15 protein-coding genes are annotated in these 15,272 nt (G+C 32.9%); all 15 read left to right on the top strand.

Annotated elements, in window-relative coordinates; genetic code table 11:
* The first annotated feature begins 12 nt into the window (after window positions 1–12).
* The 15 genes from porW (at window position 13) to lolB1 (ending at window position 15,261) form a co-directional block, all read left to right on the top strand.
* On the top strand, window positions 13–2,574 hold the full coding sequence (gene porW, locus ACNRYB_RS04840; RefSeq protein WP_473730235.1) for a type IX secretion system periplasmic lipoprotein PorW/SprE: 2,562 nt from the start codon (window positions 13–15) through the stop codon (window positions 2,572–2,574).
* 12 nt (window positions 2,575–2,586) lie between these two features.
* The gene (locus ACNRYB_RS04845; protein WP_111368379.1) at window positions 2,587–2,985 is read left to right on the top strand and encodes a bactofilin family protein; all 399 of its coding nucleotides are present in this window, start codon (window positions 2,587–2,589) and stop codon (window positions 2,983–2,985) included.
* The gene (locus ACNRYB_RS04850) at window positions 2,966–3,193 is read left to right on the top strand and encodes an AtpZ/AtpI family protein (RefSeq protein ID WP_008465831.1); all 228 of its coding nucleotides are present in this window, start codon (window positions 2,966–2,968) and stop codon (window positions 3,191–3,193) included. The genes ACNRYB_RS04845 and ACNRYB_RS04850 overlap by 20 nt, the downstream gene beginning before the upstream one ends.
* Window positions 3,194–3,761: 568 nt before the next feature.
* Window positions 3,762–4,937 (top strand): F0F1 ATP synthase subunit A, encoded by a 1,176-nt coding sequence (atpB, locus tag ACNRYB_RS04855; protein ID WP_473729397.1) that lies wholly within the window; start codon window positions 3,762–3,764, stop codon window positions 4,935–4,937.
* 34 nt (window positions 4,938–4,971) lie between these two features.
* Window positions 4,972–5,169: an ATP synthase F0 subunit C gene (atpE, locus tag ACNRYB_RS04860; protein ID WP_008465835.1), complete on the top strand. Its 198-nt coding sequence runs from the start codon at window positions 4,972–4,974 to the stop codon at window positions 5,167–5,169.
* A 90-nt stretch (window positions 5,170–5,259) separates the two neighbouring features.
* Window positions 5,260–5,760 carry a F0F1 ATP synthase subunit B gene (locus ACNRYB_RS04865; RefSeq protein ID WP_008465836.1) on the top strand — a complete coding sequence of 167 codons (501 nt, stop codon included), beginning with the start codon at window positions 5,260–5,262 and terminating at the stop codon, window positions 5,758–5,760.
* Window positions 5,761–5,764: 4 nt separating this feature from the next.
* Entirely contained in the window at window positions 5,765–6,298 is a 534-nt protein-coding gene (gene atpH / locus ACNRYB_RS04870; protein ID WP_343705112.1) for an ATP synthase F1 subunit delta, read from the top strand.
* 37 nt (window positions 6,299–6,335) lie between these two features.
* Complete coding sequence (gene atpA, locus ACNRYB_RS04875; protein ID WP_129745824.1) at window positions 6,336–7,913, top strand: F0F1 ATP synthase subunit alpha; 1,578 nt, start codon at window positions 6,336–6,338, stop codon at window positions 7,911–7,913.
* A gap of 89 nt (window positions 7,914–8,002) precedes the next feature.
* Window positions 8,003–8,863 carry an ATP synthase F1 subunit gamma gene (gene atpG, locus ACNRYB_RS04880; protein WP_343705113.1) on the top strand — a complete coding sequence of 287 codons (861 nt, stop codon included), beginning with the start codon at window positions 8,003–8,005 and terminating at the stop codon, window positions 8,861–8,863.
* Window positions 8,864–9,527: 664 nt separating this feature from the next.
* A complete protein-coding gene (locus tag ACNRYB_RS04885; protein ID WP_129745826.1) occupies window positions 9,528–9,974 on the top strand; it encodes a GNAT family N-acetyltransferase in 447 nt (148 codons plus the stop codon).
* Window positions 9,975–10,068: 94 nt separating this feature from the next.
* Window positions 10,069–11,529 (top strand): lipopolysaccharide biosynthesis protein, encoded by a 1,461-nt coding sequence (locus tag ACNRYB_RS04890; protein ID WP_473729398.1) that lies wholly within the window; start codon window positions 10,069–10,071, stop codon window positions 11,527–11,529.
* Window positions 11,530–11,556: 27 nt separating this feature from the next.
* Entirely contained in the window at window positions 11,557–11,991 is a 435-nt protein-coding gene (gene dut, locus ACNRYB_RS04895) for a dUTP diphosphatase (RefSeq protein ID WP_473729399.1), read from the top strand.
* A 65-nt stretch (window positions 11,992–12,056) separates the two neighbouring features.
* Complete coding sequence (locus tag ACNRYB_RS04900) at window positions 12,057–13,073, top strand: sugar phosphate nucleotidyltransferase (protein ID WP_091129097.1); 1,017 nt, start codon at window positions 12,057–12,059, stop codon at window positions 13,071–13,073.
* 48 nt (window positions 13,074–13,121) lie between these two features.
* Complete coding sequence (locus ACNRYB_RS04905) at window positions 13,122–14,474, top strand: tetratricopeptide repeat protein (protein ID WP_473729400.1); 1,353 nt, start codon at window positions 13,122–13,124, stop codon at window positions 14,472–14,474.
* A 7-nt stretch (window positions 14,475–14,481) separates the two neighbouring features.
* Entirely contained in the window at window positions 14,482–15,261 is a 780-nt protein-coding gene (gene lolB1, locus ACNRYB_RS04910; RefSeq protein ID WP_129745830.1) for a lipoprotein insertase outer membrane protein LolB1, read from the top strand.
* The last annotated feature ends 11 nt before the right edge of the window (window positions 15,262–15,272 follow it).

Genomic DNA, 15,272 nt, shown 5'->3' on the forward strand with positions numbered 1-15,272 from the left:
TTTTTATTCTTTTTGATAGCTTGTTCTACCAAAAAAAATACCTTTTTGGCTCGAAGTTCTCACTCGATTGGGACAAAATATAATATTCTTTATAACGGAGGAATTGGTCTTGATAAAGGTTTAAAGTCTATTCAGGCCAATAACGAAGATAATTTTTGGAAACAGCTGCCAATTGAGAAAATGCAGTTTGATGAAAATTTTTCTGAAGGCGAAAAAGCTAAAAATCCTGATTTTGAAAAAGCAGAAACTAAAGCTACAAAAGCCATTCAAAAACACTCCATGAATATTGGCGGTAGAGAAAGAAACTGGCAGATTGATGAAGCGTATCTTATGCTTGGAAAAGCAAGATATTATGACCAGCGATTTATTCCAGCAATTGAGGCGTTCAATTATATTTTATACAAATATCCAGAAAGCAATAATATTTATACCGCAAAAATTTGGCGAGAAAAAACCAATATGCGCTTAGGTAATGATGCAATTGCGCTTAAAAACATTAAACTTTTACTTAAAAAAACAGATTTAGATAAACAGACTTACGCAGATGCCAATGCACTTTTGGCAGAAGCTTTTCTTAATTTGGAACAAAAAGATAGTGCTGTTTCTAGACTTAGGGTTGCAGAACAATTTACAAGAAATAATGAAGAACGTGCAAGATACCGTTTTATTCTTGGCCAAATGTATCAGGCTGAAGGAAAACGTGACAGCGCCATTTACTTCTATGATGCCGTTATTGATTTAAACAGAAAGGCAGATCGTAAATATATGATGCACGCTTACGCGAAAAAAGCGCAATTGTTTGATTACGCGAAAGATAATGATACAATTTTCTTAAAGACATTTAATAAATTGGTGACTGATCGTGAAAATCGTCCTTATTATGATGTTCTTTTTTATGAAATGGGAGTTTATTATGATAAAAAGAAAGATCAGGAAAATGCCTTGAAGTTTTACAATAAATCTTTAGGAAGAAAATCTAAAGACCCATATTTGATGGCTTCTGCCTATAGAAATATTGGAAATATGTATTTTAAAAATACAGATTACTCAATGGCAGCCAAATACTATGACAGTACTTTGGTAAAACTGGATCCTAAAACTAGAGAATTCGCTTTTATAGAAAAAAATAGAAAAAATCTTGATGACGTAATTAAATACGAAGCTATTGCAAAACGCAACGACAGTATTATTAAGGTATACAATTTGCCGCCAAACGAAAAGAAAGATTATTTCGAAAATTATATTGCCGAGCTTAAAAAGAAAGACGAAGCAAAACGCCTTTTAGAAGAAAAAGAAAAAGAGCGATTGGCCAATATTGATCGAAATTCCCAAGCAGATTTTTCAGGAAACGGAGCTGTTAATCCCAATTCTCTAGGTAAACTAGCAGAACCAGAAGGAATTGGCATGCCTCCTGGCGGTAATGATAATGCAAGCACTTTTTATTTTTACAATCCGACAACTGTTGCTTATGGAAAACTACAGTTTAAAAAAATGTGGGGAAGCAGAACATTGGGCGGTAATTGGAGATTGGCAGGAGTAAAATCTGCAAACGATGCGGCAATGAACGACACTATTAATACGAAAGAAGTTGCCAATGCACTAAAAGACACTATTGTTCCTGAAAAATATACTGTAGCTTATTATGTAGGACAGCTTCCAACTTCGCAAGCTGCTATGGACAGTATCGGTAAAGAGCGTAATTTTTCATACTATCAATTAGGACTTATATATAAGGAGAAGTTTAAAGAATATAATCTGGCTAGCGACAAACTAGAGCAGTTGCTTAAAAATAATCCTGAAGAAAAATACGTATTGCCATCGATGTATAATCTGTACAAAATTTATCAGATTACAAATCCGGCAAAAGCAGAAGCCATAAAAGCTGAAATTTCTACAAAATATCCAGATTCGAGATATGCTCACATTTTAAACAATAAAGAAGACGATCCAAATTCTAGTCCTGATAAAGAATACCAAAAATGGTATAAACTTTTTGAAGAAGAGAAATTCGACGAAGTCTTAGCTAATATTGATAACCTGATTAATCAATATTCGGGAGATGACATTGTATCGAAATACGAATTGTTAAAAGCCAATACTTTAGGAAAAGTAAACGGTTTAGAAGCCTATAAAAAAGGACTTGAGAATGTGGCAGACAATTACCCAAATAGTGAAGAAGGCAAAAATGCCAGAGAAATTCTTGAGAAACAAGTACCTGTTTTAGAAAAACTTAGTTTTACAACAACTGACACTAAAAACTGGAAAATATTATATCGTGTTTCTAATAACGACACGAAAGCTGTTAAAAGAATTGAAGAAGCAATCCGAGTATTTTTATTAGTTGAAAATTACGAAAGATTGACAACATCTTTGGATAAATACAATAAAACAGAAAGCTTTGTAGTTATTCATGGTTTAAAATCTGAGGCTTACGCAAATGACGTTGCTGGAGTTTTCAGAGATGATAAAAAATACAAAATCCCAGATCAGGCAATAATAATATCAAATGATAATTATAAAATCGTTCAGATCAAAAAGAATTTAGACGCATACTTGACCCCGAAAACCCCTTAAATCTTAACCGCCATGTTTGAAAAAGTAAAGAAAAATGGAACTGAACAATTAGGAAGAACAAATAGAATTGTTGAAGGAACATCAATAGTAGGAGATATAGTCTCAAAAGCCGATTTTAGATTAGACGGCGAATTGATTGGAAACTTTACTTCGCAAGGCAAAATAGTGATTGGGGCCAAAGGAGCTGTTAAAGGAGAAATAATTTGTAATAATGCTGATATTGAAGGAGAGTTTCACGGAAAGATAAAAGTTCTAGAAACCCTTAATATTAAATCGACTGCTCAAATACACGGAGAAGTGGCAGTAGGAAAACTTTCGATAGAACCAGGAGCCGATTTCACAGCAACCTGCACGATGCTTGCCCATTCGAACCCTGTAATCATGCTAGAAGATGGAAAAGGAACCGAATAATAATAGAAGAAATAAATGGCTCGCATTTATTAACATTCCTTTTCAAATGGGAGTCATTATTTTTGTATTCTCCTATTTCGGGACTTGGCTTGACGAAGAACATCCGAGCCCGAAAGTTTATTATAATACCATTTTTGTACTAGTCGGAGTTGGAGTTGCATTATATAATGTAATCCGACAAGTAAATGATATCAATAAAACAAAGTAGTTTGTATGTAAAACGTCTTGAGATAAAAGTTGCATCTTTGCACAAAAATTATTTCAAATGCTTTCAAAAAATTACAAACCGATTTTTTATTTGTTATGTCTTGCTTTAGGAACCTATATTCTACATAAAGCCGTTTTTTTCTTTAGTGAAATTAATACAGAGAAATTTCATTACAGTTTAGAATTACTGTACATATCATTTTTCGCAATTTCATCTTTATTATACCTTATATTATTAGTAGTAAAAAAGAAGAATTTTGAAATCGTTGGAATGACGTTTTTATTCGGGACTTTTACACAAATGTTATTAGCCTATTTAGTTCTGCAGCCAATTTTAAAAAATCAAACTGGGGAAACCAATATTGAAAAAGTCAGTTTTTTTATAACATTTGTGCTGTTTTTGTTATTTCAGACGCTTTTAACTGTCCGATTATTAAATGAAAAGCCTTAAAATAACAATTCTTTAAAACAAGGTTTAAAAATAATTTTTCATATCCTTTTGAATATTAATAAAAAATGTACCTTTGCACCAAATTTTAGAAACGTAAAAAAATAAGATTTTCCACGATATGGTGATTTCAAACAAACCACTCAGCTTTATTCTTGCTGCTTTTGTAGCTTCTCTACCGATTATGGGTTTTGCAAATCCAGAGAATGACTCGACGCATGTTCAAACTGAAACTGCTCATGAAGAGAAAGTAGTTTCACATAATGCTCACGAAGAAGGAGAGCATGTTGCTCTTGACCCAAAGGCAAAAGTGGATGCTTTTATTGATCACCACTTACAAGATTCTCATGACTTTGTTTTCTTTTCAGACGAAAAAGAAAATAAACACTACGGTTTTTCATTACCAGTTATCCTTATTGATGGAGGTTTAAAAGTTTTCTCTTCTTCAAAATTACACCACGGAGAAGAAGTTGCAGAAGTTGATGGTAGCTACTACAAATTAGTTCACGGTAAAATTTACAAAACGGATGCTGCTGGAACAATCAACTTTGATGAGCACGGTCATCCATCAAACGAAAAACCATTAGATTTTTCGATTACTAAAAATGTTGTTTCAATGCTTTTCGTATCAGTATTATTGTTCTTCATGTTTACTGGTTTAGCAAAATCATACAAAAAAGGACCAATCCCAACAGGATTTGGTAGAGTTTTAGAACCACTTGTAATTTTCATCAGAGATGAAATTGCAGTTCCAAATATTGGAGAGAAAAAATACCGTAAATATATGGGTTACCTATTAACTGTATTTTTCTTTGTTTGGATCTTAAACTTATTAGGAATGACTCCGCTAGGAATCAACGTAACAGGAAACATTGCTATTACAGTTTGTTTGGCAGCATTTACATTTATCATTACTCAATTTAGTGCAAACAAAGATTATTGGGGACACATCTTCTGGATGCCAGGAGTACCAGTTCCAATGAAAATTATCTTAGCTCCAATTGAGGTTTTAGGAACATTAACAAAACCATTCGCATTATTAATTCGTTTGTACGCAAACATTACTGCAGGTCACGTAGTAATCATGAGTTTAATTGCAATGATCTTTGTTGGAAAAAATTTAGCAGCAGATTTACCAATCTCATTAGGATTAACTTTGTTTATCTCTGTTATTGAAGTTTTAGTTGCATTTTTACAAGCGTTTATCTTCACAATGTTATCATCATTGTTTATTGGTATGGCTGTTCAAGATCATGATCACGCTCACCACCACGAAGACGAAACTGCGATTATTTAATTTTAGAAGTTTAATTTTATATATATAAATAGTTATGGGAACAATTCCAACTTTAGTAGGTGCTGGTTTAGTAGTAATCGGTGCAGGTTTAGGTTTAGGTAAAATCGGTGGATCTGCTATGGACGCTATTGCTCGTCAGCCAGAAGCTGCTGGTAAAATTCAAACTGCGATGATTATTATCGCGGCTTTATTAGAAGGTTTAGCATTCGCTGCTTTAATCTTAGGAAAATAATAAAGAGAGAAATAACAGCATCTTTAACGGTTGGTTAAAGATGTTGTTACTTTTAAAAAAGAAATTAAATATTTAATATAGTTATATAAAATGGATAAGTTAATTAACGATTTTTCATTCGGATTATTCTTCTGGCAAGCTTTAATCTTGGTAATATTGATTTTACTTTTAGTAAAATTTGCTTGGAAACCAATTATGGAATCTATTACTGCAAGAGAAGAAGGTATTAAAAATGCATTGCTTTCTGCTGAAAATGCAAAGAGAGAAATGGAAAACTTACAAGCTGACAATCAAAGAATTTTGAATGAAGCTCGTGCTGAACGTGACGCGATGTTGAAAGAAGCTCGCGAAATGAAAGAGAAAATGATTGCTGATTCTAAAAACGAAGCTCAAGAAGCTGGTCAAAAAATGATTGATCAAGCTAAAGCGGCTATCGAAAGCGAAAAAAATGCTGCAATGGCAGAATTGAAATCTCAAGTTTCTTCTCTATCATTAAGTATTGCTGAGAAATTATTGAAAGAAGAATTATCTAACAAAGAATCTCAAACTAAATTGGTTGAGAAAATGTTAGGTGACGTAAAGTTAAACTAAGATTATGGCAGGTACAAGAGCAGCAATTCGTTATGCAAAAGCAATTCTGGACTTAGCAAACTCTAAAGGTGTTGCCGAAGCTGTAAATAACGATATGAAATCAATTGCAAATGCAATTGAGACAAATACAGAATTGAGTACATTTATTCAAAACCCAACAACAACTGTTGAAGTTAAAGAAAGTGCTCTTTTAGAAGTTTTTGCAAATGTAAATGGAGTAACAAAAGGATTGTTCCGTTTATTATTTGAAAACAAAAGATTTGAAATTCTAGATGCAATTGCAGTAGAATACAATAAATTATTTGATGTAAACAATGGAGTTGAAGTAGCAAAAGTTACAACAGCAATTCCAATGGATGCTGCTTTAGAAGCTAAAGTTTTAGCAAAAGTTGCAACATTATCAGATAAAAAAATTACAATTGAAAATATTGTAGATCCTTCAATCATTGGTGGATTTATTTTGAGAATAGGAGATAATCAATACAATGCTTCTGTTGCAAACAGATTACAAGTATTAAAAAGAGAGTTAAGTAATTAGTTTTATAACACAAAAAGTGTCTAAATTATAAATTAAGATGGCGGAAATCAAACCTGCTGAAATTTCAGCAATATTAAGAAAGCAAGTAGAAGGTTTTGAATCTGGTGCTACGCTAGAGGAAGTAGGAACAGTACTTCAAGTTGGAGACGGTATTGCTCGTGTTTACGGGCTATCTAATGTACAATATGGAGAGTTAGTAGAATTTGATAACGGTATGGAAGGTATCGTATTGAATCTTGAAGAGGATAATGTTGGGGTTGTATTATTAGGGCCATCAACTGGACTTAAAGAAGGATCTACTGCAAAAAGAACTCAACGTATTGCTTCTCTTAAAGTAGGTGAGCAAATGGTAGGGCGTGTTGTTAACACTCTTGGTTTTCCAATTGATGGAAAAGGACCAATTGGTGGTGACTTATACGAAATGCCTTTAGAAAGAAAAGCACCTGGAGTTATCTTCCGTCAGCCAGTAACTGAACCATTACAAACTGGAGTAAAAGCAGTTGATGCTATGATCCCAGTTGGACGTGGACAGCGTGAGCTTGTAATCGGTGACCGTCAAACAGGTAAATCAACTGTTTGTATCGATACAATCTTAAATCAAAAAGAATTTTACGATGCAGGAAAACCTGTATTCTGTATATATGTTGCAATTGGACAAAAAGCTTCAACTGTAGCAGGAATCGCAAAAATGTTAGAAGAAAAAGGAGCAATGGCTTATACAGTTATCGTTGCTGCTAATGCTTCTGACCCAGCTCCAATGCAAGTTTATGCTCCATTCGCTGGTGCTGCTATTGGAGAGTACTTCAGAGATTCTGGTCGTCCAGCTCTTATCGTTTATGATGATTTATCTAAACAAGCTGTTGCTTACCGTGAGGTTTCTCTTTTATTAAGAAGACCACCGGGACGTGAGGCTTACCCTGGAGACGTTTTCTACTTACACTCTCGTTTATTAGAGCGTGCTTGTAAAGTAATCGCTGATGATGGTATCGCTAAAAACATGAACGATTTACCAGATTCTATTAAATCTATCGTAAAAGGTGGTGGTTCATTAACTGCTTTACCAATTATCGAAACTCAAGCTGGTGACGTTTCTGCATATATCCCAACAAACGTAATCTCTATTACAGATGGTCAGATTTTCCTTGATGGAGATTTGTTCAACTCTGGGGTTCGTCCTGCAATTAACGTAGGTATCTCTGTATCTCGTGTTGGAGGTAATGCACAGATTAAATCAATGAAAAAAGTTTCTGGAACATTAAAATTAGACCAAGCTCAATTCCGTGAATTAGAGGCTTTCGCTAAATTTGGTTCTGACTTAGATTCTGTTACTTTAAACGTAATCGAAAAAGGAAAAAGAAACGTTGAGATCTTGAAACAAGGTTTAAATGATCCTTATCCTGTTGAAAACCAAGTTGCAATTATTTACGCTGGATCTAAAAACTTATTAAGAAACGTTCCTGTAAATAAAGTAAAAGAATTCGAAGCTGATTTTATCGCTTACTTAAATAGTAAACATAAAGATACGCTTAACGCTTTGAAAGCTGGTAAACTTGATGACGCAATTACAGACGTTATCGAAAAAGCAGCAAAAGAAGTTTCAGCAAAATATAACTAATTAGATAATTCGTTAATTAGATAATTAGATAGTGTTAAGCATTATTCTAATTATCTAATTTTCAGATTGTCACATTTTCTAATTAATAGATGGCAAATTTAAAGGAAATCCGTAATAGAATTACTTCCGTTTCATCGACGATGCAGATTACATCGGCTATGAAAATGGTTTCTGCTGCAAAGCTGAAGAAAGCACAAGATGCAATCACTGCAATGCGTCCTTATGCCGAGAAATTAACGGAGTTATTGCAAGACCTTTCTGCAACACTAGAGGGTGAAGTAGGAGGAGATTACACTACACAACGTGAAGTAAAAAAAGTATTGTTGGTAGCTATAACTTCTAATAGAGGTTTATGCGGTGCTTTCAATTCAAATATTATTAAAGAGATTAAAAACCGTACAGAGTTTTATGCTGGAAAGCAAGTTGACGTTTTTGCCATTGGTAAAAAAGGTGGAGATGCTTTAGTTAAAACGCATAAAATCCACGGTCATCATAATGCAATTTATGATCATTTGACTTTTGAAAATGTTGCTGGAATTGCAGATAATTTAACTCAAAAGTTTTTAACTGGTGAATACGACAGAATTGAGTTAGTATACAATCAGTTTAAAAATGCTGCGACTCAAATTGTTCAAGTAGAACAGTTTTTACCGTTAGCACCAATTAATACTGATGCAACGGCAGCTTCTGGAGATTACATTTTTGAGCCAGGAAAAGAAGAAATTGTATTGGCTTTAATTCCAAAGTCTTTAAAAACACAATTGTACAAAGGTATTCGTGATTCATTTGCTTCTGAGCATGGAGCGCGTATGACTGCAATGCACAAAGCAACAGATAATGCAACAGCATTAAGAAACCAATTGAAATTAACTTATAACAAAGCTCGTCAGGCTGCGATTACAAGTGAGATTTTGGAGATTGTTGGTGGAGCAGAAGCTTTAAACGGATAATCGATTCCATAATATACAAAAAGAAAGCCAGCGTTAGCTGGCTTTTCTTTTTTATTGGAAGTTTTATTCTTTTTTAAAAATACTTTTATAAAATGGTGATTCTCAAATTATCATTAAGTTGAGAATCACTACCATTTTATAAAAATAGACAGATTGACTCTGTGTGCTTTGTCTTTCATGGGAACAAACTAGCTTTATTAATCCCAATGCTCTGTTTTTTTAAGGGTTACAATACAGCAGAATCAATCCCTTGTGCTTTGTCTTTTGTGGGAACAAACAAGCTTTATCAGTCCCAGTGCTCTGTTTTTATTAGGGTTACAATACAGCTGAATCAATCCCTTATGCTTTGTCTTTTATGGGAACAAACAAGCTTTATCAGTCCCAGTGCTTTCTTTTTTTGAAGGGTTGTATCTAGCTTTCCCAATCCCTTTGTAACAAATTTAAAAAAAGACTGTTAAAAAAATGTTACATAATTTTCATCTCTATTTTATATATTTCACATGTTGTGTTAAAAAATCATACATAATTATCTTAATATAAGTGTTTTAAGAATAGTTTCTGTCAAGGATTTCCTTTTTTTGTTAAGTTTAATTTATTTTCAAAGAGCAAAACCTGTTCTCCTAGTCTATATTTTAAGTATTTTTGAATCCTATTTCTATAAACAATGGCCTTACAAATAAAAGAGCTTAAAACCATTGAAGATATGGTAGCTCAAATCCATACGATTCGATTTTTATATCCAAATATATCTATTGAGAAATATGAAACATTTCTGGCTGAAATGCTCCCGCATAATTATATTCAAATTGCAGTATTTGAAGATGACATTTGTCTGGGTCTGACTGGCTGTTGGTCGGCAACAAAACTTTGGACTGGAAAATATCTTGAGATTGACAATTTTGTTGTTAATCCAGAATATCGATCTAAAGGAATTGGAAAAATGCTGACCGATTATATAGAGAAAAAAGCCATTGAGTTAAATTGCAGCAGTATCGTTTTAGATGCATTTACAGGGAATTTTGGAGCACATCGATTTTATTATAATCAGGGTTATGCTCCGAAAGGATTTCATTTTGTGAAAATTTTGGACGAAAAGAAATTAACGGTTTAAAAACAATAGAAGTTTTCTTTATTGCATCAACAAAAACACCATTAAACAAAAGAAATGGTTATTTTTGTCTTACAAACATTATTAGAATTATATTTTGGGATTATATAAAAATCTATTCAAGCAAACGGCAATTTACGGACTGGCTACAGTTTTACCGAGAATGCTGAGTTTTTTATTAGTGAGATTATATACTGGAATTTTGCCTACAGCTGAGTATGGTGAAGTTTCGATTGTATTGTCTTGGATGGTTTTCTTTAACGTGGTGCTTTCTTATGGAATGGAAACGGCATTTTTTAGGTTCTATAGTGCCGAAGAGGACAAGAAAAATGTAATCGCAACTTCTACCATTTCTATATTTTGGACCTCAATAATCTTTCTTTTTGCTGGATTGATTTTTAGAAATACACTAGCAAATTTAGCCGAAGTTGATGTTCAATACATTACTTATACGGTATGGATTTTAGTTTTAGACGCACTAGTTTTAATTCCATTTTCAAAACTTAGAGCCAATCAGAGACCAATGGTTTATGCGGCTATCAAGATTGGAAATGTTGTTATAAACTTATTGCTGAATATATTTTTCTTGATGTATCTTCCAAAATTGGCAGAGGCAAACCCAAATTCTATTTGGGATAATTTATATGTTCAAAATTTCCAGATTGCTTATATTTTCATTGCCAATCTTCTGGCAAGTTTAGCAACTTTTGTGGTACTTTCTCCAAATTATCTTTCGCTTGGACGAAAATTCGATCCCGTACTTTGGAAAAAAATGATGAAATACGGACTTCCTATTTTGGTTGCCGGATTGGCTTTTGCAGTAAATGAACATTTCGATAAAATTCTATTAGGATATTTACTTCCTGAAAACTTGGCAAAATCTGAAGTTGGAGCCTATTCTGCCTGCTACAAATTAGGATTGTTTATGGTTCTTTTTGCTACAGCTTTTAGATTAGGAATTGAGCCTTTCTTTTTTAGTCATGCCAAAAATGAAAATGCTCCCCAGACTTACGCGGTAATTACGAAATACTTTGTGATTTTGGGATCATTAATTTTATTAGGAGTAATTGTTTTTGCAGACGTTTTAAAATATTTATTATTAGATAACAAATCGTATTGGGAAGCTATGAAAGTTGTGCCATTAATTATTTTGGCAAATTTCTTTTTGGGTATCTACAACAATTTATCGGTTTGGTACAAATTAACAGACAAAACAAAAATTGGAGCTTACATTTCTATTGTTGGAGCTATTGTTACCTTAATTTTAAATTATCTTTTAATTCCAAAATACAGCTATTACGGATCTGCAATTGCAACTATTTCAGCTTACGGAAGTATGATGCTTATTTCTTATGTTTTAGGAAATAAATACTATCCAATTCCTTATGATATGAACAAGATTGGTGCTTATTTAGGCGTTTCAATAGTATTTTCAATAATCTCATTTTACGGATTTAGAGAAAAATATTATGTTGGAATTCCGCTTCTTTTAATCTTTATGTACATGGTTTACCATTTTGAAAAAGATACTATTAAAGGAATAATGAAAAGAAAATAAGACGCTTTAAAAAATTATATTCAAAAAATGAAAATTCAAATTATCAATAAATCACAGCACGATTTACCAAACTACGAAACGATTGCTTCTGCAGGAATGGATCTGCGTGCCAATATTATAGAACCAATTACGTTAAAACCTTTAGAAAGAACTATTGTAAAAACAGGACTTTTTATCGAGTTGCCGATTGGTTATGAAGCACAAGTAAGACCAAGAAGCGGACTGGCTGCTAAAAAAGGCGTAACGGTTTTGAATTCGCCAGGAACTGTTGATGCAGATTACAGAGGAGAAATCGGAGTAATTTTAGTAAATTTATCTAATGACGATTTTGTAATCGAAAATGGAGAGCGAATTGCACAGCTGATTATTGCAAAACACGAAAGAGCTGAATGGATTGAAGTTGAAACACTTTCTGAAACATCAAGAGGTGAAGGAGGCTTTGGAAGCACTGGAGAAAAATAATAGAAAAACAAAGACCAAACCCAATGAAGATTTTTAGAGATCTTCCCATAAAAATCAAATAAAGAATGAAAATAATTGTGCCAATGGCAGGCCGCGGATCAAGATTGAGGCCTCATACATTAACGGTTCCAAAACCTTTAATTCCAGTTGCAGGGAAATCTATCGTACACCGTTTAGTTGAAGATATTGCCAAAATATTAAAAGAACCAATTGAAGAAGTTGCTTTTATTTTAGGAGACGAAGCTTTCTTTGGAGATGATGTTGTAGCAAGTTTAGAAGATCTAGCAAAAGGATTAGGAGCAAAAGCTTCCATCTATCGTCAAGATCAGCCACTAGGAACTGGACACGCTATTATGTGTGCAAAAGAATCTCTTTCTGGTCCAGCTGTAATTGCTTATGCAGATACTTTAATTAGAGCAGATTTTGAATTAGATCCAGAAGCAGATGCGGTAATCTGGGTAAAACAAGTAGATCAGCCAGAGGCTTTTGGTGTTGTAAAACTGAACCAAAATAATGAAATTATAGAATTGGTTGAAAAACCAAAAGAGTTTGTTAGTGACTTAGCTGTTATCGGAATTTATTATTTTAAAGAAGTTGGAATTTTGAGAAATGAACTTCAAAATGTTTTAGATAATAATATTCAGAATGGTGGAGAATACCAGATTAATGATGGTATCAAAGCGATGATGGCAAACGGAAAAGTTTTCAAAACAGGAAGCGTAGATGAGTGGATGGATTGTGGTAACAAAGACGTTACAGTTGAAACAAACACAAGAATGCTTGGTTTTCTTCACAATGATGGAGAGCATTTAGTAGATTATGGTGTGACTTTAGAAAATTCAACAATTATTCCTCCTTGTTATATTGGAGAAAATGTTGTTCTGAAAAACACGACAATAGGTCCAAATGTTTCTCTTGGAAAAGGATGCCACGTGTCAGACAGTACAATCAAAAATAGTTTGATCCAGACTTATTCTCAAATTAAAAATGCTGCTTTAGACAATGCAATGATCGGAAATCATGTAAGTTACGATGGAAAATTTACAAGCATCAGCATTGGAGATTACGCTGTTTTAGAATAAAATAAAAATTGAGAAAGTTTCGTTTTGTTTAAAATGTAATTTTTAGAAATGATTAAAAAAGGAGTTTTTACAATATTGGTTTTTGCTTTATTCAGCACATCATTTTCGGTTTTTGCTCAGACAGAACCCGAGGATATTGCTATGGCAACAGACGAATATCAAGACTCATTTTATGAATCATTAAAACAAAAAGGAATTGAAAATTATGATAAAGCCATTGTATCATTGGAGAAATGTATTAAACTTAAACCCAATGATGCAGTTGCTTATTTTGAATTAGGAAAAAACTATTTTGCGCTTAAAGAATATCAAAATGCACAAACCGCTTTTGAGAAAGCCACACAGCTTGATCCTAAAAACAAATGGTTCTGGCTTGGAATTTACGATGTAAGTTACGAGACAAAAAACTATCCTTTGGCGATTGAAATTATTCAAAAAATAATTGTTTTTGACGAAGAATATAAAGATGACTTGATTTCGTTGTACATGATTACCAATCAGTACGATAAGGCATTGATCGCGATTAACGAAATGAACGATAAGTTCGGAAAATCTTCTGATCGCGAAATTTACAAGGCTCAGATTTTATCGCAAGGGAAATATCAGAATGCTGAAATTGACAATCTAATTCAGCAGATTAAAAAAGATCCGAAAGAAGAATCCAATTATTTGAATCTTATTTTATTGTATTCAAAAAACAATGAAAATGAGAAATCGCTGGAAGTAGCAAAACAGCTGGCTAAAGAAATTCCAAATTCAGAATGGGGACAGGTGAGTTTGTTCAAAACCTACTTAGATGCCAATCAGGCAGATAAAGCTATAAAATCGATGAACGTGATTTTGGCAAGTTCAAAAATCGATTCAAAAATCAAACATAGAACTTTGAATGAATTTTTGATTTATGTAAATAAAAATCCACAGTATTCTGCCGATTTAGAAAAAGCTATTTCTTATTTTGATAATGATAAGAATGTTGATGTCGCCAAAGAAATTGGAAAATTTTACCATAGCAAAGGACAGTTTGAAAATGCTATTAAATATTATGAAAAAGATTTAAAAGCGAATTCAGATACAGATCTTGAAACTAATATGTTATTGCTGGATGCTTATGCGCAGGCAAAACAATACGAGCCAATGACCAAAAGAGCTATGATGCTGATTGAAGTTTATCCAAGTCAGGCTCAATTTTACTATTATGCTGGTTTAGGGAGCAATCAGCAGAAACAATTTAAAAATGCAAAAACCGTCTTAGAAATGGGTCTTGATTATGTAGTGGATGACGTAAAATTAGAATCAAATTTTAATATTCAGTTAGGAGAGGCATACAATGGATTGGGAGATGCGAAGAAAAAAGAGGAATACTTTTTGAAGGCAAATGAATTATTAAAAAAGAAAAAATAAAATTTAGATGAAAAAATATATATCAATACTAGTATTGTCTATTGCCGTAGTTTCATGCAAATCCAAAGCAGTAGCAGTGCAAGGAAATACAAGCCAGACAATTGTAGAGAAAGAAGACAAAAAAGTAATTGAAAAACATTACGACAACAAGTTAGATTTTTCGACTTTGTACATAAAAGCAAGTGCAAAATATGTTGATGAAAAGCAAAGCCAGAATGTTACAGCTGAAATTAGAATTGAAAAAGACAAGCAGATTCTAATAAGTGTTCGTTTTTTAGGAATCACAATGGCTAAAGCTTTAATAACTCCTGATGCAGTGAGTTATTATGAGAAAATAAACAGTACTTATTACGAAGGAGATTTTACTAGTTTAAGTAAATGGTTAGGAACAGATTTAGATTATAGTAAAGTTCAAAATCTATTGGTTGGAGAAGCTTTTGACGATTTAAGAAAAGGAAAATATACTCAAACAATCGTAGATAATTTATTCAGACTTGACGAAGAAAAAGATGCTAATTTAAAAAAGACTTTTTTCTTGGATGGAGAGAAATATTTAATTCAGAAAGAAGAGATTTCGCAACCATCTGAAAATAGAACATTACAGATTGCTTACTCAGACAGCAAAACTTTTGATCAAGGGATACTTCCAACGAGTATAGAAATCAATGCCGTTCAGCCAAAAGGCAAAACAAGTATTAATTTGAATTACAACAATATTTCATTTAATGAACAACTTACTTTTCCTTATAGCGTTCCGAGCGGTTATAAAAAGATGACAATTAAGTAAATTTGCAAAAA

This window comes from Flavobacterium sp. CR10 (assembly GCF_055814415.1).

Coding starts and splice junctions, on each gene's coding strand:
- atpE (WP_008465835.1), top strand. CDS start 4,972: ATGGGAACAATTCCAACTTTAGTAGGTGCTGGTTTAGTAGTAATCGGT.
- lolB1 (WP_129745830.1), top strand. CDS start 14,482: ATGAAAAAATATATATCAATACTAGTATTGTCTATTGCCGTAGTTTCA.
- atpH (WP_343705112.1), top strand. CDS start 5,765: ATGGCAGGTACAAGAGCAGCAATTCGTTATGCAAAAGCAATTCTGGAC.
- ACNRYB_RS04900 (WP_091129097.1), top strand. CDS start 12,057: ATGAAAATAATTGTGCCAATGGCAGGCCGCGGATCAAGATTGAGGCCT.
- dut (WP_473729399.1), top strand. CDS start 11,557: ATGAAAATTCAAATTATCAATAAATCACAGCACGATTTACCAAACTAC.
- ACNRYB_RS04845 (WP_111368379.1), top strand. CDS start 2,587: ATGTTTGAAAAAGTAAAGAAAAATGGAACTGAACAATTAGGAAGAACA.
- ACNRYB_RS04885 (WP_129745826.1), top strand. CDS start 9,528: ATGGCCTTACAAATAAAAGAGCTTAAAACCATTGAAGATATGGTAGCT.
- atpG (WP_343705113.1), top strand. CDS start 8,003: ATGGCAAATTTAAAGGAAATCCGTAATAGAATTACTTCCGTTTCATCG.
- ACNRYB_RS04865 (WP_008465836.1), top strand. CDS start 5,260: ATGGATAAGTTAATTAACGATTTTTCATTCGGATTATTCTTCTGGCAA.
- atpA (WP_129745824.1), top strand. CDS start 6,336: ATGGCGGAAATCAAACCTGCTGAAATTTCAGCAATATTAAGAAAGCAA.
- ACNRYB_RS04850 (WP_008465831.1), top strand. CDS start 2,966: ATGGAAAAGGAACCGAATAATAATAGAAGAAATAAATGGCTCGCATTT.
- atpB (WP_473729397.1), top strand. CDS start 3,762: ATGGTGATTTCAAACAAACCACTCAGCTTTATTCTTGCTGCTTTTGTA.
- ACNRYB_RS04905 (WP_473729400.1), top strand. CDS start 13,122: ATGATTAAAAAAGGAGTTTTTACAATATTGGTTTTTGCTTTATTCAGC.